Annotated in this window: 24 protein-coding genes; 13 read left to right on the top strand and 11 right to left on the bottom strand. The window is 72.3% G+C overall.

Annotated elements, in window-relative coordinates; all coding sequences use genetic code 11:
* Nucleotides 1-103: 103 nt before the first annotated feature.
* Nucleotides 104-1720, bottom strand: coding sequence for a methionine--tRNA ligase (gene metG, locus ACW69E_RS19370; RefSeq protein ID WP_457499524.1), 1617 nt, complete (start codon nucleotides 1718-1720; stop codon nucleotides 104-106).
* Between the two features lie 294 nt (nucleotides 1721-2014).
* Between metG and ACW69E_RS19365 the strand changes: the two genes are divergently transcribed.
* Nucleotides 2015-4102, top strand: a complete 2088-nt coding sequence (locus ACW69E_RS19365; RefSeq protein WP_457499523.1) for a PhoX family protein — start codon at nucleotides 2015-2017, stop codon at nucleotides 4100-4102.
* 164 nt (nucleotides 4103-4266) lie between these two features.
* Nucleotides 4267-4530 carry a GlsB/YeaQ/YmgE family stress response membrane protein gene (locus ACW69E_RS19360; RefSeq protein ID WP_457499522.1) on the top strand — a complete coding sequence of 88 codons (264 nt, stop codon included), beginning with the start codon at nucleotides 4267-4269 and terminating at the stop codon, nucleotides 4528-4530.
* A 265-nt stretch (nucleotides 4531-4795) separates the two neighbouring features.
* On the opposite strand, the gene ACW69E_RS19355 is transcribed toward ACW69E_RS19360, so the two are convergent.
* From ACW69E_RS19355 to ACW69E_RS19345, 3 genes are all read right to left on the bottom strand, one after another.
* Nucleotides 4796-5002 (bottom strand): hypothetical protein, encoded by a 207-nt coding sequence (locus tag ACW69E_RS19355; RefSeq protein ID WP_457499589.1) that lies wholly within the window; start codon nucleotides 5000-5002, stop codon nucleotides 4796-4798.
* Nucleotides 5003-5393: 391 nt separating this feature from the next.
* Complete coding sequence (locus ACW69E_RS19350) at nucleotides 5394-6131, bottom strand: hypothetical protein (RefSeq protein WP_457499521.1); 738 nt, start codon at nucleotides 6129-6131, stop codon at nucleotides 5394-5396.
* A gap of 105 nt (nucleotides 6132-6236) precedes the next feature.
* A complete protein-coding gene (locus tag ACW69E_RS19345; RefSeq protein ID WP_457499520.1) occupies nucleotides 6237-7607 on the bottom strand; it encodes an MFS transporter in 1371 nt (456 codons plus the stop codon).
* 44 nt (nucleotides 7608-7651) lie between these two features.
* On the opposite strand from ACW69E_RS19345, the gene ACW69E_RS19340 reads away from it, so the two are divergent.
* From ACW69E_RS19340 to ACW69E_RS19325, 4 genes are all read left to right on the top strand, one after another.
* The gene (locus tag ACW69E_RS19340; RefSeq protein ID WP_457499519.1) at nucleotides 7652-8683 is read left to right on the top strand and encodes a GlxA family transcriptional regulator; all 1032 of its coding nucleotides are present in this window, start codon (nucleotides 7652-7654) and stop codon (nucleotides 8681-8683) included.
* Between the two features lie 169 nt (nucleotides 8684-8852).
* Nucleotides 8853-9683, top strand: coding sequence for a hypothetical protein (locus tag ACW69E_RS19335; protein WP_457499518.1), 831 nt, complete (start codon nucleotides 8853-8855; stop codon nucleotides 9681-9683).
* Nucleotides 9655-10461, top strand: a complete 807-nt coding sequence (locus tag ACW69E_RS19330; protein WP_457499517.1) for a radical SAM protein — start codon at nucleotides 9655-9657, stop codon at nucleotides 10459-10461. The genes ACW69E_RS19335 and ACW69E_RS19330 overlap by 29 nt, the downstream gene beginning before the upstream one ends.
* The gene (locus ACW69E_RS19325; RefSeq protein ID WP_457499516.1) at nucleotides 10458-10988 is read left to right on the top strand and encodes a nucleoside deaminase; all 531 of its coding nucleotides are present in this window, start codon (nucleotides 10458-10460) and stop codon (nucleotides 10986-10988) included. The genes ACW69E_RS19330 and ACW69E_RS19325 overlap by 4 nt, the downstream gene beginning before the upstream one ends.
* A 79-nt stretch (nucleotides 10989-11067) precedes the next feature.
* On the opposite strand, the gene ACW69E_RS19320 is transcribed toward ACW69E_RS19325, so the two are convergent.
* The 3 genes from ACW69E_RS19320 to ACW69E_RS19310 form a co-directional block, all read right to left on the bottom strand.
* Entirely contained in the window at nucleotides 11068-11433 is a 366-nt protein-coding gene (locus ACW69E_RS19320; RefSeq protein WP_457499515.1) for a hypothetical protein, read from the bottom strand.
* 172 nt (nucleotides 11434-11605) lie between these two features.
* Nucleotides 11606-12298, bottom strand: a complete 693-nt coding sequence (locus tag ACW69E_RS19315; RefSeq protein WP_457499514.1) for a permease prefix domain 1-containing protein — start codon at nucleotides 12296-12298, stop codon at nucleotides 11606-11608.
* The gene (locus ACW69E_RS19310; protein WP_206347253.1) at nucleotides 12295-12636 is read right to left on the bottom strand and encodes a PadR family transcriptional regulator; all 342 of its coding nucleotides are present in this window, start codon (nucleotides 12634-12636) and stop codon (nucleotides 12295-12297) included. The genes ACW69E_RS19315 and ACW69E_RS19310 overlap by 4 nt, the downstream gene beginning before the upstream one ends.
* An 83-nt stretch (nucleotides 12637-12719) precedes the next feature.
* Here ACW69E_RS19310 and ACW69E_RS19305 point away from each other — a divergent pair, with 83 nt between their 5' ends.
* The 4 genes from ACW69E_RS19305 to ACW69E_RS19290 all read left to right on the top strand — a co-directional run bounded on the left by ACW69E_RS19305 (nucleotide 12720) and on the right by ACW69E_RS19290 (nucleotide 15515).
* The gene (locus ACW69E_RS19305) at nucleotides 12720-13226 is read left to right on the top strand and encodes a hypothetical protein (protein ID WP_457499513.1); all 507 of its coding nucleotides are present in this window, start codon (nucleotides 12720-12722) and stop codon (nucleotides 13224-13226) included.
* Nucleotides 13227-13231: 5 nt separating this feature from the next.
* The gene (locus ACW69E_RS19300) at nucleotides 13232-13513 is read left to right on the top strand and encodes a hypothetical protein (protein WP_457499588.1); all 282 of its coding nucleotides are present in this window, start codon (nucleotides 13232-13234) and stop codon (nucleotides 13511-13513) included.
* A 1-nt stretch (nucleotide 13514) separates the two neighbouring features.
* The gene (locus ACW69E_RS19295) at nucleotides 13515-14186 is read left to right on the top strand and encodes an HD domain-containing protein (RefSeq protein ID WP_457499512.1); all 672 of its coding nucleotides are present in this window, start codon (nucleotides 13515-13517) and stop codon (nucleotides 14184-14186) included.
* 162 nt (nucleotides 14187-14348) lie between these two features.
* Nucleotides 14349-15515 (top strand): MFS transporter, encoded by a 1167-nt coding sequence (locus ACW69E_RS19290; protein ID WP_457499511.1) that lies wholly within the window; start codon nucleotides 14349-14351, stop codon nucleotides 15513-15515.
* Between the two features lie 104 nt (nucleotides 15516-15619).
* Here ACW69E_RS19290 and ACW69E_RS19285 read toward each other — a convergent pair whose 3' ends face one another.
* Nucleotides 15620-15847: a DUF397 domain-containing protein gene (locus ACW69E_RS19285; RefSeq protein WP_457499510.1), complete on the bottom strand. Its 228-nt coding sequence runs from the start codon at nucleotides 15845-15847 to the stop codon at nucleotides 15620-15622.
* Nucleotides 15844-16416, bottom strand: a complete 573-nt coding sequence (locus ACW69E_RS19280) for a hypothetical protein (protein WP_457499509.1) — start codon at nucleotides 16414-16416, stop codon at nucleotides 15844-15846. The genes ACW69E_RS19285 and ACW69E_RS19280 overlap by 4 nt, the downstream gene beginning before the upstream one ends.
* 308 nt (nucleotides 16417-16724) lie before the next feature.
* On the opposite strand from ACW69E_RS19280, the gene ACW69E_RS19275 reads away from it, so the two are divergent.
* From ACW69E_RS19275 to ACW69E_RS19265, 3 genes are read left to right on the top strand one after another with little or no spacing between them, the layout of a single operon-like run.
* Nucleotides 16725-17153 (top strand): ATP-binding protein, encoded by a 429-nt coding sequence (locus ACW69E_RS19275; RefSeq protein WP_457499508.1) that lies wholly within the window; start codon nucleotides 16725-16727, stop codon nucleotides 17151-17153.
* The gene (locus ACW69E_RS19270) at nucleotides 17150-17521 is read left to right on the top strand and encodes a hypothetical protein (RefSeq protein WP_457499507.1); all 372 of its coding nucleotides are present in this window, start codon (nucleotides 17150-17152) and stop codon (nucleotides 17519-17521) included. The genes ACW69E_RS19275 and ACW69E_RS19270 overlap by 4 nt, the downstream gene beginning before the upstream one ends.
* A complete protein-coding gene (locus tag ACW69E_RS19265) occupies nucleotides 17521-17763 on the top strand; it encodes a DUF7848 domain-containing protein (RefSeq protein WP_457499587.1) in 243 nt (80 codons plus the stop codon). The genes ACW69E_RS19270 and ACW69E_RS19265 overlap by 1 nt, the downstream gene beginning before the upstream one ends.
* A gap of 55 nt (nucleotides 17764-17818) precedes the next feature.
* Here the strand turns inward: ACW69E_RS19265 and ACW69E_RS19260 are convergent, their stop codons facing one another.
* Both ACW69E_RS19260 and ACW69E_RS19255 read right to left on the bottom strand, forming a co-directional pair.
* Nucleotides 17819-22555: a tetratricopeptide repeat protein gene (locus ACW69E_RS19260; protein ID WP_457499506.1), complete on the bottom strand. Its 4737-nt coding sequence runs from the start codon at nucleotides 22553-22555 to the stop codon at nucleotides 17819-17821.
* A 107-nt stretch (nucleotides 22556-22662) separates the two neighbouring features.
* Complete coding sequence (locus ACW69E_RS19255; protein ID WP_457499505.1) at nucleotides 22663-23004, bottom strand: trypco2 family protein; 342 nt, start codon at nucleotides 23002-23004, stop codon at nucleotides 22663-22665.
* Nucleotides 23005-23006: the final 2 nt, after the last annotated feature.

Below are 23006 nucleotides of genomic sequence, written 5' to 3'. Positions count from 1 at the left end.
GGTGCCCACCCGCCGGGACGGGTGGGCACCGCTCGTGTGTACGGGCTCGCTCGTACGGGGCCGCTCGTACGGGCCCGGGCCCCCACCGGGGCCGGGTACCGCCTTACGCGCCCTTGGGCTCCTCCAGGCGCGGGAAGAGCGCCGGGCCCTTGGTGACCCGGGTGCCGGCCGGGAGCAGGCCCCAGGCGCCGGCGTCCTGGACGCGCTGGTCGGCCAGGGCGCCCAGCGGGGCCTGCGCGCCGAGGGAGTCCCACAGCAGGCCGGAGGTGCGCGGCATCACCGGGTTGAGCAGGACGGCGCAGGCGCGCAGCGACTCGGCGGCGGTGTAGAGGATCGTCGCCAGCCGCTCCTGGGCCTCGGGCGAGGTGTCCTTGGCGACCTTCCACGGCTCCTGCTCGGTGAGGTAGCCGTTGACCTGCTTGATGAAGTCGAAGACCGCCGCGATGCCGCCCGCGAAGTCCAGCTCGTCGCCGATGCGGCGGTCGGCCTCGGCCACGGCCTTCGCCATGCCGTCCCGGACGGCCTGCTCGGCCTCGCCGTCCGCCTTGGACTCGGGCAGCAGCCCGTCGAAGTACTTGTTCACCATGGCGGCCAGGCGCGAGGCGAGGTTGCCGTAGTCGTTGGCCAGCTCGCTGGTGTAGCGGGCGGAGAAGTCCTCCCAGGAGAAGGAGCCGTCCTGGCCGAAGGCGATGGCGCGCAGGAAGTACCAGCGGTAGGCGTCCACGCCGAAGTGCTCGGTGAGCTGCTGCGGCGAGATGCCCGTCAGGTTGGACTTGCTCATCTTCTCGCCGCCGACCATCAGCCAGCCGTTGGCGGCGACCTTCCCCGGCAGCGGCAGGCCCTGCGCCATCAGCATCGCGGGCCAGATCACCGCGTGGAAGCGGAGGATGTCCTTGCCCACCAGGTGGACGTCGGCGGGGAAGGTCTCCTCGAACTTCCTCTGGTCGGAGCCGTAGCCGACGGCGGTGGCGTAGTTCATCAGGGCGTCGATCCACACGTAGATGACGTGCTTGTCGTCCCAGGGGATCTTCACGCCCCAGTCGAAGGTGGAGCGGGAGATCGACAGGTCCTCCAGGCCCTGGCGGACGATGTTGACGACCTCGTTGCGCGCCGACTCGGGCTGGATGAACTCCGGGTGCCTCTCGTAGTGCTCCAGGAGCTTCGGCCCGTACTCGGAGAGCTTGAAGAAGTAGTTCTCCTCCTGGAGCATCTCCACGGGCTTCTTGTGGATCGGGCAGAGCTTCTCGCCGGCGAAGTCGCCCTCGCCCTCCAGCAGGTCGCCGGGGGACTTGTACTCCTCGCAGCCCACGCAGTACGGGCCCTCGTACTCGCCCTTGTAGATCTCGCCCTTGTCGTACAGGTCCTGCACGAACTCCTGGACGCGGGCGGTGTGCCGCTCCTGCGTGGTGCGGATGAAGTCGTCGCCTGCGATCTCCAGGTGCTCCCAGAGGGGCTTCCACGCCTCCTCCACGAGCCTGTCGCACCACTCCTGGGGAGTGACCCCGTTGGCCTCGGCGGTGCGCATGATCTTCTGACCGTGCTCGTCCGTGCCGGTGAGGTACCACACCTTCTCGCCGCGCTGGCGGTGCCAGCGGGTGAGCACGTCGCCTGCGACGGTCGTGTAGGCGTGGCCCAGGTGCGGAGCGTCGTTGACGTAGTAGATGGGGGTCGTGACGTAGAACGCCTTCGCCCCCTGCTGCTCTTTTCCAGTGGCCGCCATGGGAGAAATCCTAACGGTCCGGGGCCGTGCCGCCGGTCCGGATATCGCCGTGCGCGGGCGGTGCCGGAAGGGGCGGGGGCGGCCGGGGAAGGGGCCGGCGGACACCGGGTGTGCCGGTGCGGCGACCGTAAGGATCCGGCCGCGGCGGATGCGCCGGCGACCGTCGGGCGGCCGCCGGACGGCCTGCCGATTCCACGGGTCGGATTCACCCTACGTTTACCGCGAGGTCGCTCCCCGTCGTGCCCGCGCGCCTAGCGTCCGACACGCGTAGACACGGAACATCCGGAGGGGACCATGCGCAAACTGCTGCCGCTGATCGGTTCGCACCCCGGCGGGAGAGCCGCCCTGACCTGCCGCTACCGCTGCGGTGACGCCTGCTTCCACGAGGTGCCCAACACCAGCGGCAACGAGTACGCCGGCGACGTCATCGCCGCCGCCCTCTCCCGCCGCTCGGTGCTGCGCGCCGGCGCCGTCGTCGGCGCCACCGCCGCCGCCGGGGCGGCGGTGGGTATCGGCCAGGCTCCCGAGGCCGCCGCGAAGCCCCCCGTCGTGCCAGGCAAGGGCTGGGAGAAGGAGAGCGGCAAGATCCGCGGGGCGGCGCGCGGCCTGCGCTTCGCGCCCGTGGCGCCGAACACCGCCGACGCGGTGACCGTCCCCGAGGGCTACGCGCAGAACGTCGTCATCCGCTGGGGCGACCCGATCCTGCGCGGCGCGCCCGCCTTCGACCCGGAGAAGCAGAGCGCGAAGGCGCAGGCCGGCCAGTTCGGCTACAACAACGACTTCCTCACTCTGCTGCCGCTCAAGGGCGAGCGAGGGCGCCAGGTGCTCTTCGCCAACCACGAGTACACCGACGAGGAGCTGATGTTCCCCGGCTACGACGCGGACAACCCCACGCGCGAGCAGGTGGAGATCGCCTGGGCCGCGCACGGGCTGTCCGTCGTCGTGGTGGAGGAGGACCGCCGCACGGGGAAGCTCACGGCCGTCCCCCGCCACCACCTCAACCGCCGCTTCACCACCAGCAGCGAGTTCCGCCTCACCGGCCCGGCCGCCGGGTCCGACCTGCTGAAGACCTCCGCCGACCCCACCGGCACCAGGGTGCTGGGCACCCTCAACAACTGTGCGGGCGGCACCACCCCCTGGGGCACGGCGCTGTCGGGCGAGGAGAACTTCAACCAGTACTTCGCCAATGCCGCCTCCGTCGCCGATCCGGAGGTGAAGGCCAGGCTCAGGCGGTACGGCATGAGCGGCGGGGCGTCGGGGCGCAAGTGGGAGCGGTTCGACGACCGCTTCGACCTCACCAAGGAGCCCAACGAGGCCAACCGCTTCGGCTGGGTCGTCGAGGTGGACCCGTACGACCCCGACTCCGTCCCGCGCAAGCGCACCGCGCTGGGCCGCTTCAAGCACGAGGCAGCCGAGCCCCGCCTGACCGCCGACGGCCGCCCGGTCGTCTACATGGGCGACGACGAGCGCTTCGACTACTTCTACAAGTTCGTCTCGTCCAAGCGGATGATGAAGGGCGACAGCCGCGCCGCCCGCGAGCACAACCTCACGCTGCTGGACGAGGGCACCCTCTACGTGGCGAAGCTGACCGGCGACAGCCCGGCCGCCGAGATCGACGGCAGCGGAAAGCTGCCCTCCGACGGCGAGTTCGACGGCTCCGGCGTGTGGATCCCGCTGGCCACCGGCACCACCTCCCACGTCCCCGGCATGAGCGCCGAGGAGGTCTACGTCCACACCCGGCTGGCCGCCGACAAGGTGGGCGCCACCAAGATGGACCGCCCCGAGGACGTCGAGCCCAGCCCGCGCACCGGCCGCGTCTACGTGGCGCTGACCAACAACTCCCGGCGCGGGGTGGACTCCAACCCGGCCGCCGACGAGGCCAACCCGCGCAACGCCAACAAGCACGGCCAGGTGCTGGAGCTGGCCGAGCACTGGGACGACCCGGCGGCCGACGGCTTCGCCTGGCGCCTGTTCCTGGTCTGCGGCGACCCGGAGGACCCCTCCACCTACTTCGCCGGCTTCCCCAAGGACCAGGTCAGCCCGATCTCCTGCCCGGACAACCTCGCCTTCGACGCCTACGGCAACCTGTGGATCTCCACGGACGGCAACGCGCTGGGCTCCAACGACGGCCTGTTCGGCGTGGCCACGGCGGGCGGACGGCGCGGTGAGGTGCGGCAGTTCCTCACGGTGCCCGTCGGCGCCGAGACCTGCGGCCCGATCATTCAGGACCGCCGGGTGCTGGTCGCGGTGCAGCACCCGGGCGAGGTGGACGGCGCCAGCTACGAGCAGCCCGCCTCGGCATGGCCCGACGGGCCGGGGAAGGTCGTCCGCCCGTCGGTCGTCGCCGTCTGGCGCGAGGACGGGCGCGGCATCGGCGCCTGAGCACGGCGCGGCGGTCCGGCGGTCCGGTCCGGCCTCCCGGGTCCGGCGACCCGGTGCGGAGGCCGGACCGGACCGCCGATTTTCGATGGCTTGACATGTCCTCGTGTGCGCGGGACGGAAAAGGGAAGGAGGAGGTGAGGAAACCGACCCGAAAGGGTGAAGTCATGGAGATAACCGGCATCATCACCGCGATCGTCATCGGCATCGTCGTCGGTGTGCTGGGGCGGCTGGTCCTGCCGGGCCGCCAGCGCATCGGCGTCCTGTGGACGATCGTGGTCGGTATCGTCGCCGCCCTGATCGGTACGTTCATCGCGGCCGGGATCGGTGTCGCGGACACCCGCGGCGTCGACTGGATCGAGTTGCTCATCCAGATCGGTCTGGCCGCGGCGGGCGTCGCCGCCGTGGACCGCATGAAGGTCCGCGCCTGACGGACACCTCCCACCCGCCGGGCCCTCGCGCCCGGCGCCCCGGAGCAGCACCGGCCCGGCGGAAGAGCGGCCCCCACAGCCGCCTTCCGCCGGGCTCTCGGCTGTCCGGGGCCGGCCCCATCCGGTCCTGCGGACAGCCGGGAGGCCGGGGGGCGGTGCGTGCCCCGGCCTCCGCCGCCTCCGGCGCGACGGCCCCGCCCGGATCCGTCCGAACCCACCGGGCAGGGCCGGCTCCCTCACCCCGGAGCCGGTGTCGGATACGGGCTCAGCCCGTGTGGTGGTCCCGCTGGACGAGCGCGGCGTGTTCCAGTACGTCCTCCATCGGGTCGTCGATCTGCCCCGTGGAGATCAGCGCGACGGTCGGCCCGTTGTGCGATCCGTGATGGGTCTCGTCGGCCCACGCCGGCGCGGCGCCGCCCGGCAGCGCGACCGCCACCACGGCCGCCCCCGCCGCCACCACGCACCCGCGCATCGTCCGGTTCCGCCTCACCGTTCTTCTCCTCTCGTCCCTCATCCGGTCACGGCGACCGTCGTCCGCCGATCGCCGTCCACCGTGCATATCTGCCGGTGAGCGGAAAAGTTACGAACGGATTGTGGATCTGTCCTACGGCATCCCGCTGTGCGCCCCGTCGCGCGCTCCGGGGAGCGCCCGTGCCCGCCTCGGCCGCCGGCCCGGCGCCGCCATGCGCGCGGGACGGACGGCCGAGGAGACGGGGAAGGGTTCCATCTGTGAGGGTTCCAAAGTTGGAACCCTCACAGTTGGAACCCTTCCCTCCCCGCACCTACCGGAGACCGAGCGGGGCGGGGTGGTCCGGTACCAGGCCGGGGCTGCGCTCTTGGCCGGCCCGGCCCCGCGCCCGGGCCTACTCGGGGAGGAGTTCGCGGACCCGGGCGCGGAAGGTCCGCCAGCGGCGCTCGTTGCCGTGGACGAGCGCCGCCGACTCGGCCAGCAGATCCGCCGCGTGGTCGAGCAGTTCGGAGGCCGAGTAGAGGTAGGCGGGCGCCGTACGCCCGCCGGCCAGGTCGGACCGGAGGGCGGCCGGGGAGAAGTCGACGCGGGCCAGCAGCTCCAGGGCGCGGCGCAGCAGCCGTGCGATCAGGGACAGCAGGCCGGCGGCCTGCCAGTCGTCGGCGATGATCCGGTGCCGCTCCCCGGCCAGGTCGGCGAGCGACGGATGGGCGGCCAGACTCCCGGCCGTCTCCCACGACCGCTCCATGGCGCCCGACAGCCAGGCGCCGGTCTGCTCGCTGTCGTCGGCGAGCAGACCGATGTCGCGCCTGATCCGCTTCAGCTCGGCAGGCTCCTCCCCGTCCTCCATGAAGAGGACCCCGGCCTCGGCGACGAGCCCGGGGGCGTTCAGGTCCTCCGCGCCGGTGAACGCCAGGCCCTCCACCGGCTCGCCGGCGCCGACCGCGCTCCACCGGTCGGCGAGCGCCTTCAGCACCCGCGAGTGCGCCTGGAGCCCGGCCGCCTGCCGCAGGGGCGCCTGCGCGTAGAACTCCTCGTGCTCGCGGTGGAACCGCGCGAGGTTGTCGATCATGCGCAGCAGCGGCTCGGGAGGGGCGGAGGGCGCTCCGTCCCCGTGCTGGTCGTCGGGCATGCGGGCAGTGTGTACCGGCCCCGTGCACGGAGCCGGCCGGGCACGCCCGCCGGGGCAGGGCCGGAGCCCGCACGTCACCCGTCCGGCCACGGCCCGTCCCGGCGCTCACGGCCGCGGGCCCGCGCACCGGACCGTACGCGGAGCCCGGCCCGGCTTGCCGATCGCCGGGGCCGGCACGGCGGCGACCGCGCACAGCGCGCCGGAGACGATCCAGGCCGCGTCGTAGGAGCCGAAGGCGTCGCGCAGGGCGCCGCCCGCGAACGCCATCACCCCGGCGCCGAGCTGGTGGAAGGCGAGCGTCCAGCCGAAGACGATCGCACCGCCGCCCTCCCCGTAGATCCCGCGGACGGCCGTCAGGGCGATCGTCGGCGGGACGGTGGCCACGTCGAGCAGCCCGAAGAAGACCACGAAGACGATCAGCGGCCAGTCGGCCTTGGGCCCCAGGAGGGAGGGCAGGAGCAGCAGCGAGATCCCGCGCATCCCGTAGTACAGCGCCAGCAGCAGGCGCGGGTCGTGGCGGTCGGTGAGCCAGCCGGAGACGACCGTGCCCACCACGTTGAAGACCCCGATGAGCGCCAGCAGCGAGGCCGCGACGGTGGGCGGCATCCCGTGGTCGTGGGCGGCGGGCACGAAACCGCTCCACATGATCCCGTTGGTGGACGCGCCGCAGACGGCGAAGGTGCCCGCCAGCAGCCAGAACGGGCGGGTGCGGGCCGCCGAGCGCAGCACCCGCAGCGCGTGGCGGGCCGCGCCCGGGGCAGGCGCCGGGCGCGGGACGTACTCCCGGGCGCCGTAGGGGCGCAGGCCGAGATCGGCGGGGTGGTCGCGCAGCAGCAGACCGGCCAGCGGGACGAGGGCGAGCGCCACCAGCGCCACCGTCACCGTGGTCGGGCGCCACTGGTACCGCTCGATCGACCAGGACAGCAGCGGCATGAAGACGAACTGCCCGAAGACGCTCGCCGCCGTCAGCAGGCCGGTGACCAGGCCGCGCCGGGTGGTGAACCACCGCTCCACCACCACGGCCGCGAACCCCATCGCGACGGAGCCGCAGCCCAGGCCCACCAGCAGACCCCAGCAGAGGAGAAGTTGCCAGGGCCGGGTCATGACCGTGGTGAGCGCCGCGCCGACGGCGACGGCCGCGAGCGCTCCGGCGGCCACGCGGCGCAGCCCGAAGCGGCCCATGAGCGCGGTGGCGAAGGGCGCGACCAGCCCGCCGGCCGCCATGTTGACCCAGACCGCCAGGCCGATCGAGCCGCGCGACCAGCCCGGGTCGCGGTGCAGCGGCTCGACCAGCAGACCGGGCATGGTGGCGAAGGCGCCCGCGCCCATGACGGCCAGCGCGGCCACGGCGGCGACCCACCAGGCCCGGTGCACGCGGCCTTTCCGCCCGTGGGCGGCGGGCGTGGCCCGGCCGGTACGACCGGTGCGGGTGGTACGGGCGTCCTCGGTGTCGGTGGTACGGATCGTGTGCGTCATGCCTTCGATGCTGTTCGGACCGGCCGGGCCGAACGAGTGGCCCGATGGCCGACATCTGGAAGAATCTGGCCATGGAGGTCTTCACGCACCCTGAACGGCACCGGGTGGCGGTCCTGGTCCGCCACGGGGTGCTGCCGATGGAACTGGGCCTGGTCCACCAGCTGTTCCGCGCGGCCGAGTCGGCCTCCGGCGCACCGCTGTACGAGGTCGTGACCTGCGCGCCCACCCCCGGCCTGATCCGCACCGACGCCGACTTCCCCGTCCATGTCGGGCACGGCCCGCAGGCGCTGGCCGAGGCCGGGACGGTGATCGTCCCGGCCAGCCACGAGGAGGACGGGGCGTACCCCGGCGGGCGGCTGCCCGCCCAGCTCACCGACGCCCTCGCCCGCATCCGGCCGGGCACCCGGATCGCCTCGGTCTGCACCGGCGCCTTCGTCCTGGCCGCCGCCGGGCTCCTCGACGGCCGCCGGGCCACCACCCACTGGAAGTCCGCCGAGCACTTCCGGCGGCTCCACCCGGCCGTACGGCTCGACCCCAACGTCCTCTACACCGACGAGGGCGACGTACTCACCTCCGCCGGCGAGGCCGCCGGGATCGACCTGTGCCTGCACATGATCCGCCGCGACCACGGCGCGGCCGTCGCCAACCGGGCGGCCCGCAGCACGGTCGTACCGCCGCACCGCGACGGCGGGCAGGCCCAGTACATCCCCCGGCCCGTCGCCGAGCCGCGCCACTCCTCCACCGGCGCGGCCCGCGCCTGGGCGCTGGAGCACCTGGACCGGCCCATCACGCTGGCCGAACTGGCGGCGCGGGAGTCGATGAGCGTGCGCACCTTCACCCGTCGCTTCAAGGAGGAGGTGGGCGTCACCGCCGTCCAGTGGCTGAACCGGCAGCGCATCGAGCGGGCCCGGCAACTGCTGGAGGAGACCGACCTGTCCGTCGACCGGGTCGCCGCCGACACCGGCTTCGGCACGGCCGCCTCGCTGCGCCAGCACATGCAGCGCACCCTCGGCGTCACCCCCACCGGCTACCGGGCCACCTTCCGCGGCCCCGCCACCCGCCCGGCCGGGGTGTGACCGGACTTGTCGGCGGCTTCCTCCGGGAGGAGCGCGAGGGGAAACTGCGAGGGCAGGGGGCGGAATTCGGCATTCCGCGCCCGGTGATGTTGGCGGGATTCCATTGGGCGCTCTCGTTGGACGACTCCTCGATGTGCTGCACTGGCTGTCGGTTTCCGGGGGAGGCGGGGTGGCGATGCGCCTGATGACGGCCGTGCGGGTGGGAACGTCTGTCGTCTCGGGTGTGCTGATCGGCCTGTGGGTGAACCTCTTCACCGACCAGCTCTCGGAGCACGGCTACTTGACCGCGTCGATAGGGTTGGGGTGGGGCAATTTCCCGCTGTTCCTCGGGATTGCCTCCCTGGCGGTCGGTGAGGGCTTCGTGCGGAGGCAGCGGATGCTGGAGCGGGACGATTTCGTGCAGCGCTATGAGCTGCTGCGGCAGCGGCAGCGGCGAATCCTGGAAAGTACCCTGCGGATCATGTGCGAGCTCGTCTCCAGAACTCTGGAGGTCACCTGCAACGCTCGTTACTTCGTGGCCGAGCGGGACGAGGACGGCCGCCACTATCTCCGGCAGGACCGCGATCTGGCGGTGCTGAACATCAGCATGCCGCGTGAGTACGGGTTCACCCGCATCTACGTCGACACCCCTCATATCGTGAGCGGCCAGGCGTACCGGGAGCGCGTTCCGCTTTACCAGGAGCTTCCGGTGGATCACAGCAACCTGTACGACCCGGACGTGAGCCGAATGATCGAGCCGCAGCAGAGGTGGGTGCTGGCATGCCCGGTACTCCGGCTCGACGCGGCCACCAACAGCCACGTTCATGGCCGGACGCCGCACGGCGTCATCGTTTTCTACGGCACCGAGGTACCGTCCGGCCCCGATGTCGCCGACCGTGTCCGGGTCAGCCTCGACTACACACAGCAGTTTGCCGAACAGATGTCGCACATCCTCAACATGCTGGAGCTTTCTACCGCATCGGAGATGGCCGGTGAAGGAGATACCGCAGGAGCTGCCTAGATCGGTCTGCTTACGGGTGACGCGCAGATGCAATGTCGCCTGCGCTTTCTGCCAGGCGCCGCCCACCAGCAGAAGTGAACTGTCCGTGCGGGAGATCGGTGAGATCTCCCGCTTTTTCGCGTCCGGTGGCGCCCGGTCGGCGAAACTCGCGGGAGGTGAGCCGACAGTCCGGGAGGACCTGCCCGAGATCATCGCCGCGGTCGCCGGCGCCGGGCTCAGGCCCGTGGTCACCACCAACGGCTTCGCCGTGACCACCCGCACTCTGGATGCCTGCGCGGAGTACGCGGGTGAGTTCAAGTTCAGCATCCACCGGCCGTCCGCCGAAAACGACCGGGTGCTGCGCCGTAAGTCTTTCGACGATATCGAGAGAAACCTCGCCGAGGTGGTGCGCAGGGAAATCGGATTATCGATTAATTCAGTGGTTGTTCCGGGTGGCCTGAACCTCATGGAGGAAATGGCAGGTTTCGCTTGTGAGCGAGGTGCGCGAAAGATAAGTTTCATACCCGTGGTGTCCCGGGGGCGCGCCAACGGAAAGCAGGAGTTCTCGTTCCGTTCCGAGGAGTTGTCCGAAGTGCTCCGCTGTGTGCGGGAGTTGGCGCGGACGTACCAGGGGCGTATGCACGTTCGCTGCATCGACATCAGATCCCGGGACTACTGGATCGTGGAGAACGACGGGTCGCTGTGGATCGAGCGAGCCACCGAGGACGCCGATGTGCGTATCTGTGGAAAGGAATCCTTGATGTCCACCTGTAGCACGCGCCCTGTGGAGGCGGGATGACGGACCGGGAGATCGACGCGGGGATGCTGAGGTGCCTGCGGCTGGCCCGTGAGGCGGCGCTCTCCGGAAACTACGGGCTGGGGGCCGTGGTGATCCGGGACGGTGTCGTCCTCGGGGAGTCGGGCAGCGGACTCGTCCAGGGGCACGACCCGACCGCGCACCCGGAGGTGCAGGCCATCCGCCGGGCCGCCGAACGGGTCGGCTCGCGCTACCTCGCCGGCGCATTCCTGCTGACGACGCTGGAGCCGTGCCCGATGTGCACCGCCGCCGCGATCTGGGCCAGGATGCGCGGCATCGCCTTCGGCGCCGCCCAGGAGGACGCCCGGAGCTGGGCGGCCGAGCACCCCGACGAGACGTTCACCTGGCGGCAGATCGACCTGCGGGCCCGTGACGTGGTCCGGGCCGGGCGTCCGCGGCTGGAGGTGCGCGAGGGGGTCCGCCGGGACGAGTGTCTGGAACTCTTCGCCCTCACCGCCCGGAAGGCCGCGGGGCAGGCCCCGGTGGGCGGTGCGGCGGGGTGCCGCTGAGGCGGGCGGCCCCAGGCGTATGGGAGCGGCCCGCCCCGGGTGGGGCGGGCCGTGGTGCACGAGGGCCGGAATGCGCCGGTCAGCTCGGCCAGTAGGTCCAGCTGGAGCAGCCCACTCGGTCCTCGCAGACCCGGAACTGCTTGATGCGGGAGCTGTAACTCGCCCACGGGCCCCACCTCCCGTCCGCGCCGCTGCCGTCCCACTGGGAGACATGGGCGCCGTTGGCCAGATAGGCGTCGGCGTAGACGCCGTTGCCGTCGCGCTCGCCGTCGTAGGCGCGCATCGCGTAGGCGGTCGCCTGGGCGGCGTCGCTGCCGTGGTAGCGCGTCACGGCCGCCGACGCGGATGTGGCCGTGGTCAGGGCCAGCAGGATCGCACCGCCGAGTACGGCGGCCGTACGCGCGACTCTCCTCGTCGTCCCGGTCGTCCTGGTCGTCCCGGTCATGTTTCCCCCTTGCCGTCGCTTGCGGTCACTTGCGGTCGATGCGGTGCACACGGGCCGGGCGGCCCGCTCCTCCAAGTCTGGGGAGGAGATGTGTCGACTTCTCGCTTTCGGCGACGAACAGCACGAAAGGGGCACAGGGGGAACGGAATTGCGGACGCCGACGGGGGAGCGGCTATGCGCGGGCGCAGTCGCGGCAGGCGCGGGCGGAGGACGCCACCACGGTGTGGAGCACGGCGGCGAGGACGCCCGCGAGCGCGACCACCGGCCAGTTTCCCGACAGGGGGGAGGACGCGGCGAGGGTGAGTGCGGACACGCCCAGGCAGACGCCGGCCGTGGTGCCGGCCCAGGCGGTCGCCCGGGGAAGCCGTTGCGGGGTGGGCAGCCGCCGGGCGAGGGGGCCGGTGGCCGCCAGCGCGGTCGCCGCGAGCAGCGCGGCGACGGCCGCGGACCCGGCCAGGGGGAACGCCAGCAGACGCGTGGCCAGAGGCAGTTGGCCGCCGTGCCCGGTGGCCAGGAACAGGTACCAGCAGACGGTCAGCAGCGGAGCGGCCAGGGCGACGGCCCGGGCGGTGTGACGGACCTGGGCGACGGTCAGCTCCCGCTGGCAGGAGGGCGCCACCTCCGCCACGGTGCCGAACTCCCGCACGGCCCGCCGGACGGCGAGCTCGCGGGGCAGCCCCTCGGCGGCGTACGCGGCCACCGTGTCGGCCAGGCCGTCGCGTATCTCCGCCACCAGCCGGGCCTTGGCGCGGGCCGGGCCGCGCAGGGCGGACGCCAGCGCCTCGGCGTACTCGTCGGCGTGTTCCTCGGCGTACGTCCCGGTGTGTGCCCCGGCGGGACCGGTCCGCCGTCCGGTGCCGCTCATCCGGCGTGCCCGGGGTGCGGGGCGGGGTCCAGGACGGAGCCGATCGCCGCCGTGAACGCCTGCCAGGCCGACCGTTCCTCGGCCAGGGCGCGCCGCCCGGCGTCGGTGAGTTCGTAGCGGCGCCGCTTCCGCTCGCCGGTGGAGTCCCAGCTGCTGCGCAGCAGTCCGGTGCGCTCCAGGCGGTTCAGCGCGGGGTAGACCGTGCCGGTGCGCAGTTCGAGCGCGCCCGCGCTGCGCCGCTGTACGGCGGTGATGATCGCGTACCCGTGCAGCGGCCCCGGCTCCAGCACGGCCAGCAGCAGTCCGTCCAGGTGTCCGCGTACGGCGTCGGCCTTCATGAGTAGGCAGCCTACACAATCCTTGTGTAGGCATGCTATGTATTGGCAGCCAATATATCTACCATCGGGGTGAGGAGACCGCGGTGACCAAGGTGCTGCTGTCCGTCCACGTCCTGGCGGCGATCGTGGTGATCGGGCCGATCACCGTCGCCGCCTCCCTCTTCCCGCGCCACGCGCGGCAGGCCGCCGGGTCCGGGGGCACGCCTGGGGAGGGGCGGGACGCGTGGATCGCCGCGTTCCTGCACCGGATCTGCCGGGGCTACGCCGTCGCCGGCATCGCCGTACCGGTCTTCGGAATCGCCACGGGGGCTCAACTCGGCGTCCTCACCGACGCCTGGCTGATCGCCTCGCTCGTCCTGACCGCGATCGCCGCGGCCGTCCTGGTCCTGGCGATCGTCCCCGGCCAGCGGCGGATGCTCCGGCCGGCGGGCGGCGCGGGGGCGCGTACGGCGGCGGACGACGCTGCGGACGACGGGAAGACGCGCTCGGCGGCGGCCCGGCTGTCCATGCTCACCGGCGCCTTCAACCTGCTGTGGGCGGTCGTCGTCGTCCTGATGATCGTCCGCCCCGGCTCCACCACGGGGGCGTGAGAGCCGTGCGCACCCTGCGGATCGCCGCCGGCGCCGAGGCCGCCACCCTGGCCGTGCTGCTGGCCAACCTGCTCACCGTCCACGCGCGGCCGGTCACCTCGCTCACCGGCCCGCTGCACGGCACCGCGTATCTGGTCGTCATCGCCGCCACCTGGCAGGCCGCCACCACCGCGGACACCGGCGCACGGTGGTACGCCCTCGTCCCCGGCGTCGGCGGACTGCTCGCCCTGCGCCGCATCCGCAAGACCCCCGCCCCGCCCCCGACATCCGGCATCCAGGAGGGATGACATGACGGACCCTTACGAGGAACTGCCCCTGCCACGCACCGCGCCGGCGCTGGAGGCCCTTCACCACGCGAAGCGGACCGAGCACCCGGCGATCTTCAACCACAGCCTGAGGACCTACCTCCACGGGCGCGCCTTCGGCGAGCGGCGCGGCCTGCTGCCCGGCCGCGACTACGACGACGAACTCCTCTTCCTGGGCTGCGTCCTGCACGACGCGGGGCTCACCCCGGAGGGCGACGGCGACCAGTCCTTCGACCTCGACGGCGCCGACCTGGCCGCCCGCTTCCTCACCGAGCGCGGGATGCCCGCCGACCGGGTCGAGATCGTCTGGGACGCGATCGCCCTCCACCTCCACCATGACCTCGCGATGCGCAAGCGCCCGGAGATCGCCCTGGTGACGGCGGGGGCCGCGCTGGACCTCGGCCTCGGTGACCCGCGCGCCCTCCCGCCCGGCCACGCCGAACGCGTCCACGCCGCGCTGCCCCGTCTGCACGCGGCGGCCGTCCTCCACGACACGATCGTCGGCCAGGCCCTCGCCAAACCTCACAAGGCCCCGCCGTTCAGCCTGCCCGGCGAGCTCGTCCGACAGGCGACGGGCGCGCCCTGGCCCACCTGGGAGGAGCTGGACCGGACCACCGGATGGAACGACTACGACGGCTACCGGCCGGGAAGGTGAGCACGGACCGCCCGCCCGCTCCCTGTTCCCTCGGCGCCGGTGAGCCACCGATGTAACCTCAAACCGGGGTGAACGGTGCGAATGGATCTCCTCCGGTCCCTTCCGCCGCGTCGGGCAGCGGCTCCGGTGCACGCCGCAGGGCAACAGGAGAAGGGGGCGGTCGTGGCGCTCTCCACGGGCAACCGGATCGGCCTGGCCGGAGCGGCGGTGGTCGGGGTCGCCTTCGGCATGGCCCGGTACGCCTACGGCCTGACGCTGCCCGACATCCGGCAGGCCCTGGAACTCTCCGAACCCGTACTCGGCCTCGTCGCCGGCGCCACGTTCGCCGGCTACCTGGCCGGTCTGGTGCTCGCGGGGCCGCTCGCCGCCCGCCGCGGCTCGCGGGCGCCGACGACCGTGGGCGGGGCCTGCGGCGCGGTGGGCGCGGTGACCGTGAGCTTCGCGCAGCACCCCTGGCTGCTCGCAGTCGGCGCCGTCCTGGCCGGCAGCGCGGGCGGCTGGGTCTGGGCGCCCTACTCCGACATCGTGACGCGTACGGTGTCCCCGCGTCAGCGGCCCAGAGCGCTGGCGATCATCACGACCGGCACCAGCGGCGGACTGGTGGTGCTGGGCGGCCTGGCCGCCCTGGCCGCACTGGGGTCATGGCGCCTGGTCTGGGGCTGCATCGCCCTCGCCGCCGTGGCCGCCGCTGCGGTGAACCTCCGCCTGACGCCGCGAACCGGGCCGGTCCCCCGGCCGGACGGACGGCAGGGGGCCTCCTCGCTCGCGAGGGCGCTGCGGGTCCCGGCCGCCTACTCCGCCGTCTACTTCGCGGTCGTCGTCATCTACTTCACCTACGCCGCCGATATCGTCTCCCGCGACCTCCCGGCTGCAGCCGTCCCGGCGCTCTACGCGGCCATCGGCGTCACCGGCATGGTGGGCGTGGCGACCGGGGCCATCGCGCGGCGGCTGGGCAGCCCCAGGGTCGCGGCACTGTGCCTGGTGACGGTGGCCGCCGCGCTGGCCCTCCTCGGACTCGCGGGCGACTCCCCGGCCGCGACGGCGGTCTCGGCCTGCGTCTTCGGCGCGGGGTACATGACCGGGTCGGCGGTGCTGGCGGTCTGGACCGCCGAGCTGGTGCCCGACCGCGCGAGCGCGGCGTTCACCGGCTGCCTGGTCGTGGGGGCCGTCAGCTCGGTCGCGGCACCGGCCCTCGCCGGTGCGGTGATCCCCGGCCTGGGGCTGGGGCCGCTGCTCGTCCTCACCGCGGCGGCGTCACTGCTCAGCGGGGTGGTGCTGATGCTGCACGGGATGCCAGGAAGGAGACCCACTGCGGGGAGCGGGCGGTGACACGGACGACCGGCGCGGGGCGTAGGGCCCCGGCCCCACGCGTGGCGGGAGAACGGCGGGGTGGGCTTCTCCGCCCCGGGAGCCTTGCGGCGTCCGTCCCCCCGTCAGGAGTCCGCGACCGCGCTTCGCGCCACCGCCGAGAGGAACGCGGCCCAGGCGGGGCGGGAGACGCGGGCCGGGGGGACGCCCAGGTTCTTGGAGTCGCGGACGGCGATGCCGGCGGCGCCGGGTATCTCCGCCACCTCCACGCAGTTGCCGCTCTGTGCGTTGGAGTAACTGGACTTCCGCCACTGCTCGATCGGCAGGTCGTGTCGAACGCTGCCCGCAGTCATCCGTTGATCAGAGCTCCTTCCTTCCACAGTGCCTCGACGTGCGAGGCGAAACGGTCGAACATGCCGTCGTCCTGCAGCCGCCGCAGATGGAGCATGGGCGAGTCGTGACCGACCAGGTTGGACAGGTGAGGGGTGACGAGCATCTGGTCGTCGAAGCGGAACACCGACAGTCCGATGTGGCCCTCGTGACGGCTGTAGCGGGCCTCGATGTTCTCGGTGTCCCCGAGCCGTTCCAGGTGCTCCAGCGTGATGCGGATGCGGGTGGAGACGGTCAGCGCGGTCTGCTCCACCGTCTCGCGGCGCCGGGTCGTCTCGGAGTCGGGCTCGCCCAGCAGGAACCGCACCGCGACACCGGCGCGGGCCTTCTTCCTGAGCACGGTGGCGAGGTTCGGATGGTCGAGCCAGAGGAAGTAGTTGGTGTACCCGGCGAACGTCAGCTCCTCGCGGGCGTCCGTGATCAGCGAGCGCCAGAGGGACGACGGGCAGGCCGAGCGGTACGGGTAGACCGAGACGACCTCGCGGTCGGGGCCGGTCTTCATGACGGCCTTCACGGCGTTGGGCCACAGCACGCTTTCCTCAACTCCCAGTCGGTCGGCGACAACTGCGCGGGTACCGGGGCGGGGTACCCGTCCTTCATACAACCACCGATCGACTGTTCGGCCTTCGACTCCACAGGCGCGCGCCAATTGGTAGGAAGTCATACCGGAATCCGAGACGGCGCGCCGCAAGGCCTCGTTCAAGGTTCTTCACCTGCCATAACCGACATTCTCCGACGTCGGAGGAGTGTGTCAGTTGTGGCAGGTAAATGACGGTGGATATGCCGGAGTTGGCCGATAACCATCGGTGTCGGAATGATTACCAATGGTTGGAGCCCCCTATGGCTGTCGTGGAGCGGAACATCGCGGACAACCACATCCATGCCTGGGAGATAACCGTCGAGGCGCGGGAGATCGAGGTGTGGCGGCGCGAGGTCGCGGCGGCGGTGCGCGCGATGGGCGGGGACCGGGCGGCGGTGGAGACGGCGCGGCTGGGGATCTCGGAGCTGCTGTCGAACGTGTGCAGGCATGTGGCCGACCGGCGGTGCCGGCTGGAGGTGAGACAGGGGCGGGGCACGGCCCTGGTCCGGCTGTACGACCGCTCCCGCCGGGCCCCCGCCGTCCAGGTGCCGGACTGGGACGCCGAACGCGGGCGCGGGTTGTGGCTGCTGCGGGAGACGGCCGATGCCATCGGCTACACCTGCGTGCCCGGCGGCAAGTGGGTGTGGTTCACTGTGCTGCTCGACTCACCTGCGGGGGAGGGCGGATGAGCGGCCGGTGGCCCGCCGCGTACCGGGCCGAGGCCGTCGCCTACCTGCACACGCCCCGGCCGCGCATGTTCCATCTCGGGGACTGCTTCTCGGCGCACGCCGGTGAGGTCCAGTGGTGGGCGGGGGAGCGCGCGGTGCGGATCGCGGCGAGCCTGGGCCCCGACGACCCCGGGGCCGCCGCCCGGTTCCTGGCCTGGGGGCACGAGGCGGCGGCCGACCGCACCCACCGGCTGCTGCGCGCCGGACGGGCGGTGGTCTACAGCCACACGGGCGCCGAGTGCCTGTGGGAGATCTCCCTGCGGCCCGTGCCGCAGGACCCCGCGCCGGGGCGAGGGCCGGGACAGGGGCCGGGAGGCGGCGTCCCGTGATGTTCCGCCGTCTGCGTGCCGAGCCGGACACGGCGGGCTGGACCGGCGAACCGGACACCGCGCCCGACGCGCCCCCGGCCACGTACCGCATGACCTGCGAGGTGTGCGGCGCCGCGTCGCACACCGGCGTCGAGTTCGGCACCGCCTTGGACTGGCAGCTCCACCACGCCGCCCGCCACCCCGCCCACCGCGCCTACACCCAGACCGTCACCCGCCCCTGGCGGGCCCGGCTCCGGTCGTGAGCTACCGGTCGACGTGTTCGGCGCGGAGGGACGGGCATCGGTGCCTCAGGACTTTCTACTGCCGCAGGCGGTCGTAGGTGTCCCGCGCTTCGCGCAGGTACGGCTCGGTTGCGGCCGCCTCGTCCCGCGCGATCCGCTCCAGCAGGGCCACGGCCTCGGCCGCCGCCTCCCTGGCGAGGTCGGAGCGGTCCCCGGTCAGGAGCCGCGCGCGGGCGAACGCCGAGAGGGCCCGGGCGTGTGCGTCCCGGTGGGCCAGGTGGTCCTGGCGTGCGAGCAGCTGGGCCAGTTCCCGAGCCTTCTGCGTGGTGTCGGCAGCCTCTCGCGCCCGCCCGGCCTCGGCGAGACGGAGGCCGTGGTTCGCCAGTGCCATGGACATGGCCGAGCGGAGCAGGGGGAAGGCGTCGACGAGGGGTTGGAGGATGGTGACGGCCTTCTCCGAGGCCTGGAGTGCCTCCGGGTGCCGTTCGGGGACCGCGGCCAGATGCTGCCCGAAGTTCATCAGTGTCTGGGCGAGTTGTATCTTGCCGGCCGGCCCGGCGGGCTCCGCGCAGGCCTCGCAGCGACCGACGGCCTCTCCCAGGAGGTCCAGGGCGTTCTCCTCGCCCAGTTCGGCCGCGATCATGCCGTACGCGGAGAACGCCGCCGCGGTGGCGAAGGCAGTCGTGTCCGGGTCGGCCACCGAGCGGCTGACGTCCACAGCCCGGGCGCCGGTTTCGAGAGCGGCCCCGCCGTCTCCGGCGGAGAAGAGCAGGGTGGCCAGTTGGGACTGGGCCGAGGCCAGGGGCGCGGCGTATGTGTCCCGGGCGTCCGCGTGGAGTGCCTCGAACCTCTCCACGGCCTCCCGGGCCGGCGGCAGGGCGTCGGCCCGGCGACCGCAGTACAGCAGGCGACTCCCGAATATCAGCGCCGCCTGGGCCACCTGCGCCTGCACCTGCGTGGGCGGGGTGGCGTCGTTGCCTTGATGCTCCAGCACCTCGCGGCGGAGTTCCAGCACCTCCTCGGCGACCGCGAGGGACTGCCTGAGCCGGCCCAGCGTGAACAACTGGCTGCCGTACTTCTCCAGGTGCTCCGCGAGCAGGTGGCGGTGACGGACGGGATCGCGGCCCACGAGCCGACGGCTTACCTTCATGGCCTCCTCCGCCCGGCGGAGGGCACGCTCGGGCTGTCCCGCGAGCTGCATCACGCTTCCAGTATCGAAGAGGGCCGTGACCAGATCGGCCTCGTACCGTTCGGGTGCGGACCTGGCCAGGGAGCGCAGTCCGCGTACGGCCTTCTCCCCCGCCGTCAGCGCCTCCGCGAGCCGCCCCAGGCCGACCAGGCAGTTGTACTTGACCAGCCAGTTCTTGTTGAGGACGTCCGCGAAGGCGGCGGCCTTCCCCCGTGCCAGCCGGGTGTTGATGCCGATGGCCTCCTCGACGGTGCGCAGGGCTTCCTCCAGCTCCCCGGTCCGGAGCAGCAGCGCGGAGAGGTTGTTGAGGCAGGTGGCCAGACCCGGACGGAATGCGGCTGGATCGGTGGCGACCAGTGACCGGTAGATCGACGCGGCCTTCTCCAGAGCGTCGCGGGCGTCCTTCAGCCTGCCCACGCCTTCGAGGCACTGATCGAGGGTGATGAGGGCCATCGCGAGCTCGGAGCGGAACGCGCCCGGGTGCTCCTCGACCAGTCCCTCGAACCCTCCGACGGATTCCTCGGCGGCCTCCAGAGCCAGGTCCGGGCGCTCGTGACCGAGCAGGCTGTTGGCCAGGGTGTTCAAGGACAAGGAGAGGCCGTACGTATGGGCCTGGGAGTGCTTGACGGCCAGTTCACGGTACATGGCCACCGACTTCTCGGCGGCTTCCAGCGCATCGTCGCGCAACCCCAGTTCCGCCAGGTCGATGGAGAGCGCGTTGAGGGTGTTGGCGAGGTCGGCCCGGTACGCCTCGGGTCGGGCATCGCTCAGCTTGCTGCGGATGGCGATGGCCTCGCGGACGGCCTCCAGCGCCCGGTCCCTGCGCCCCATGAGCCGGGCGGCGCTCGAGAGGGTGGTGAGTGCCAGGGCCAGGCCGGGCCGGAACGCGTCGGGGTTGTCGGCGGCCAGCCCTTTGTGCAAGGAGACGGCCTCTTCCGCTGCCCTCAGGGCCTCCCTCCGTAGACCGCGCTCCATGAGGTATATGGCCTTGTCCTGCAGGCCGTCGGCCAGGAGGGAGACCGAGTGTTCGTTCCGCCCGTACTGTTCGCACAGGTCCTGGCGGATCTTCACGCACTCCTCGGCGATCCGCAGGGCGGTCCGGTGGTCGCCGAGTTCACTCTCGGCCGAGGCCAGCGATGTCAGTCCTCGCGACAGGTGGTCGAGTGCCACCGGATTCTCGGGGTGGGCCTCCTCACGCATCAGCGCGACGGCCGTGCGGGCGGCCTGGAGCGCCTCCTTCCGCTGGCCGAGCGCGCTGTGCCACATGGACGCGTTGTTGTGGCAGGCACCCAGCTCGGACCGGCGCTCCGGAAGGTGATCGGGCAGGGCCTGCCACAGGCCGATGGCTTCCTGGTTCGTCTCGAGAGCCTCCTTGTGCTGACCCATGGAACCCATTCGCTTGGCCAGCTCCCGCAGGGCCACGGCGAGCCGTGCCCGGCGCTCCGGGGTGTTGTCGGCCTGATCGCGGTGGCTCTGGACGATCCGCTTGTGGAGTTGCAGGGCCCAGGGGGCGAGGTTGTGCGAGCTCCTGGGCAAGTGCTCGGCCAGGTCCTCCAGATCGCTCAAGGGTGTGCCGGGGTCTTCGGTGATCGCCGCGAGCGCGTCCAGCAGCGGTCCGGGGTCCTCCACTGCGGTGGCCACTTCGATCGCGGGGAGCACCAGAACACGCCGGTGGCGGAGGCACCAGTCGGTCAGACGCTCCTTGTCGAGGATGCCGCGGACCGCCGCGCGGGTGGTGAGGGTGAGGAACCGGGCGGCCTGGTCCGGCGTGGCACCGGACAGGAGGCCGTCGGCGAGCTCCGAGTTCTCCAGGTTCATACGGACGCCGACGAAGTGCTCGGCCAGCCGGTCGGGTTGGAGGTCACCGACGAGACTGCCGCCCGAAGGGGGGAGGACGGCCCGGAGCCAGGAGAGCACCGAGCGGATCTGGCTCTTCCTCAGGTCCGACAGATCGGGTACACGCTGGGCGAGCGTACTGGCCTGGCTCTGGTCCTGCGGGTACAACACGACCGCTCCCGCCACCGCGTCGAACAGGGCGTCCTCCGACAGTAAGGGCTGGCTCACCCCGTGCGAGGCGGCCACGCGCAGCCAGTGTGACTGCTCATGAGCCAGCAGTTGTTCCTCCACCTCCACGGTGCTGTCGCCGGACCCGGCGACGGGTGAGGGCGACGGTCTTCTGGAGCCGGCAGCGTCGAGGAGGCTCACCAGAGCAGCCATGTGCAGGGTGAGAGGGGAGCCGAGGTGTTCGCCGGGTTCGACGGGGGCAAGCCCCTCGGCCAGGCTCTTCCATGTGGGAAGGTTCTTACCGGTGTGCTCCCAGCCGGGCATGTGCTCCAGGACCGACGAGAACGCGAGGGCGGCCTCCTGGTACGAGCGCCGCTGTGCCCCGGCGTCCGTCTCCAGATCAGGCAGAGGGATGTTCAGCGTTCCCCGCATGAGGGTCGCTACGGGAAGGGACGCTTCGCTCCTCCGCCGGTCCTTCCACCAGTCGTCCGACCGTGCCGTCATCACGACCTTGACCCGGGCCCCCCGGTTCCGAGCGGCGAACTCCACCGCGGCCGCGGCCTCCTCCACGTGGCCGTCGGCGCCGTCGACCACCACGAGCAGCGGCACTGTGGGCGGTGGCATCCGGCGGATGTCACCAGGGGTGACGCCCTTGGAGCCCAGCCACAGAACCGCCCAGTCCTCCTCTCCCGAAGCCAGTTCGCGGGAGAACTCCAGAACCAGGCGGGTCTTCCCCCGGCCGCCGGGAGCATGGACCAGGGCCGCTCCCGGTCCGGGGCGCCGTGACCACTCGCGCAGGAGGGCCAGTTGTCCGTCACGCCCGCCGAAGGGGACGATCCCCCGGGCGGGGTGGAGCAGTTCGATGACCGAGGAGGGAGCCTGGACCAGGCCGGGACCGTGGTCCCGATCGGCGAACTCCGCGTACTCGACGGGCTCGAGGACATGGATGCCCGGCGGCCCGTACCGGTTGACGGTGTCCAGGAAACCCTCCGCCCGGAGCAGGGCGGTGGCCGTCTCCGCCTCCAGCCGGGCGGGCCGGTGACCCGGCAGTTCGGCGAAGACGACGCCGGTCAGGAGGTCTCCGCAGAACACGGCCGCCCCGGAGACACCCCGCCACGGCGAGCCCTCGGCCGGAGGCGGCGGGGTGGTGTCGCAGTCGACCACGTACGTGCCGCCGATGAAGCCGTTGCCCGGATTGATCGTGCCGAGGATCTGGGTGCTCTCCCCCGGACGGTGTTCCGCGTACGGGAACCCCCACACGCGGCACTCCACGCGGTCCCGCTCCCCGACGATGCGTCCCCAGCGCGGTCGGTCCGGTGCGAACCGCCGGTCTTCGGAGGACTTGTTCCAGTCGGGCACTTGGACCAGGGCCGCGTCGACCCCCCGGTCGTGCCGCCCTCCCGGATCGTGGGGATACGCACCGAGGGGCATGCCGCGCCACTCGACCTGTCCCTCGTGTGTGGGCTCCTCCCCCTGTCTGCGCACCCGGACCGGAGCACCCGTCTGCCCCACGACGTGAGCGGCGGTCAGGACGAGGCCCGGCAGGATCTCGTATCCGGATCCCCATCCCTCAGCGGGTTTCTCAGCGGTCGACACCTGTACCACGCGTACGTTGTCCATCCCCCGGCCTATCCACCGCTCGGCGGCGTATCCGTGCCCTCCCTCCGGCCCGACGACCGGAGGGAGGGGATCTGTCCGTTGTCAGTGCTGGGATTCAGTGCCGGGAGTCAGCGCCTGTGAGAGCGCGTCGCACCCTCGGGGAACGCTTCGGGGGGGCCGGGGGCCTCGCCCTCGGACGAGACCAGTACGGCACGTCCGTCGGACCGGCGGGGGGTGAGGGTGAAGGCCACACGGTGGCCGCGGCCCCGGGACAGGGCGCCCTCGGCGCCGGCCGTGAGGACCCATGCGCGCAGGCCCGACTTCCCCCGGACCTCCTGCCGGAGTTCGACCTGGAACTCCATCTCGATCGGGCCGACCTCGAAGGCGATGTCCTGGCCCGCGCCGCGGGACGCGGCCTCCATCAGGCCGTCGCGCACGGCGGCGACGGCATCGGCGAGTTCGATCTCCATGT

The sequence above is a fragment of the Streptomyces sp. SS8 genome, from assembly GCF_054072955.1.
The sequence above is the reverse complement of the archived record's forward strand: the minus strand, read 5'-3'. Positions and strand labels throughout refer to the sequence as shown.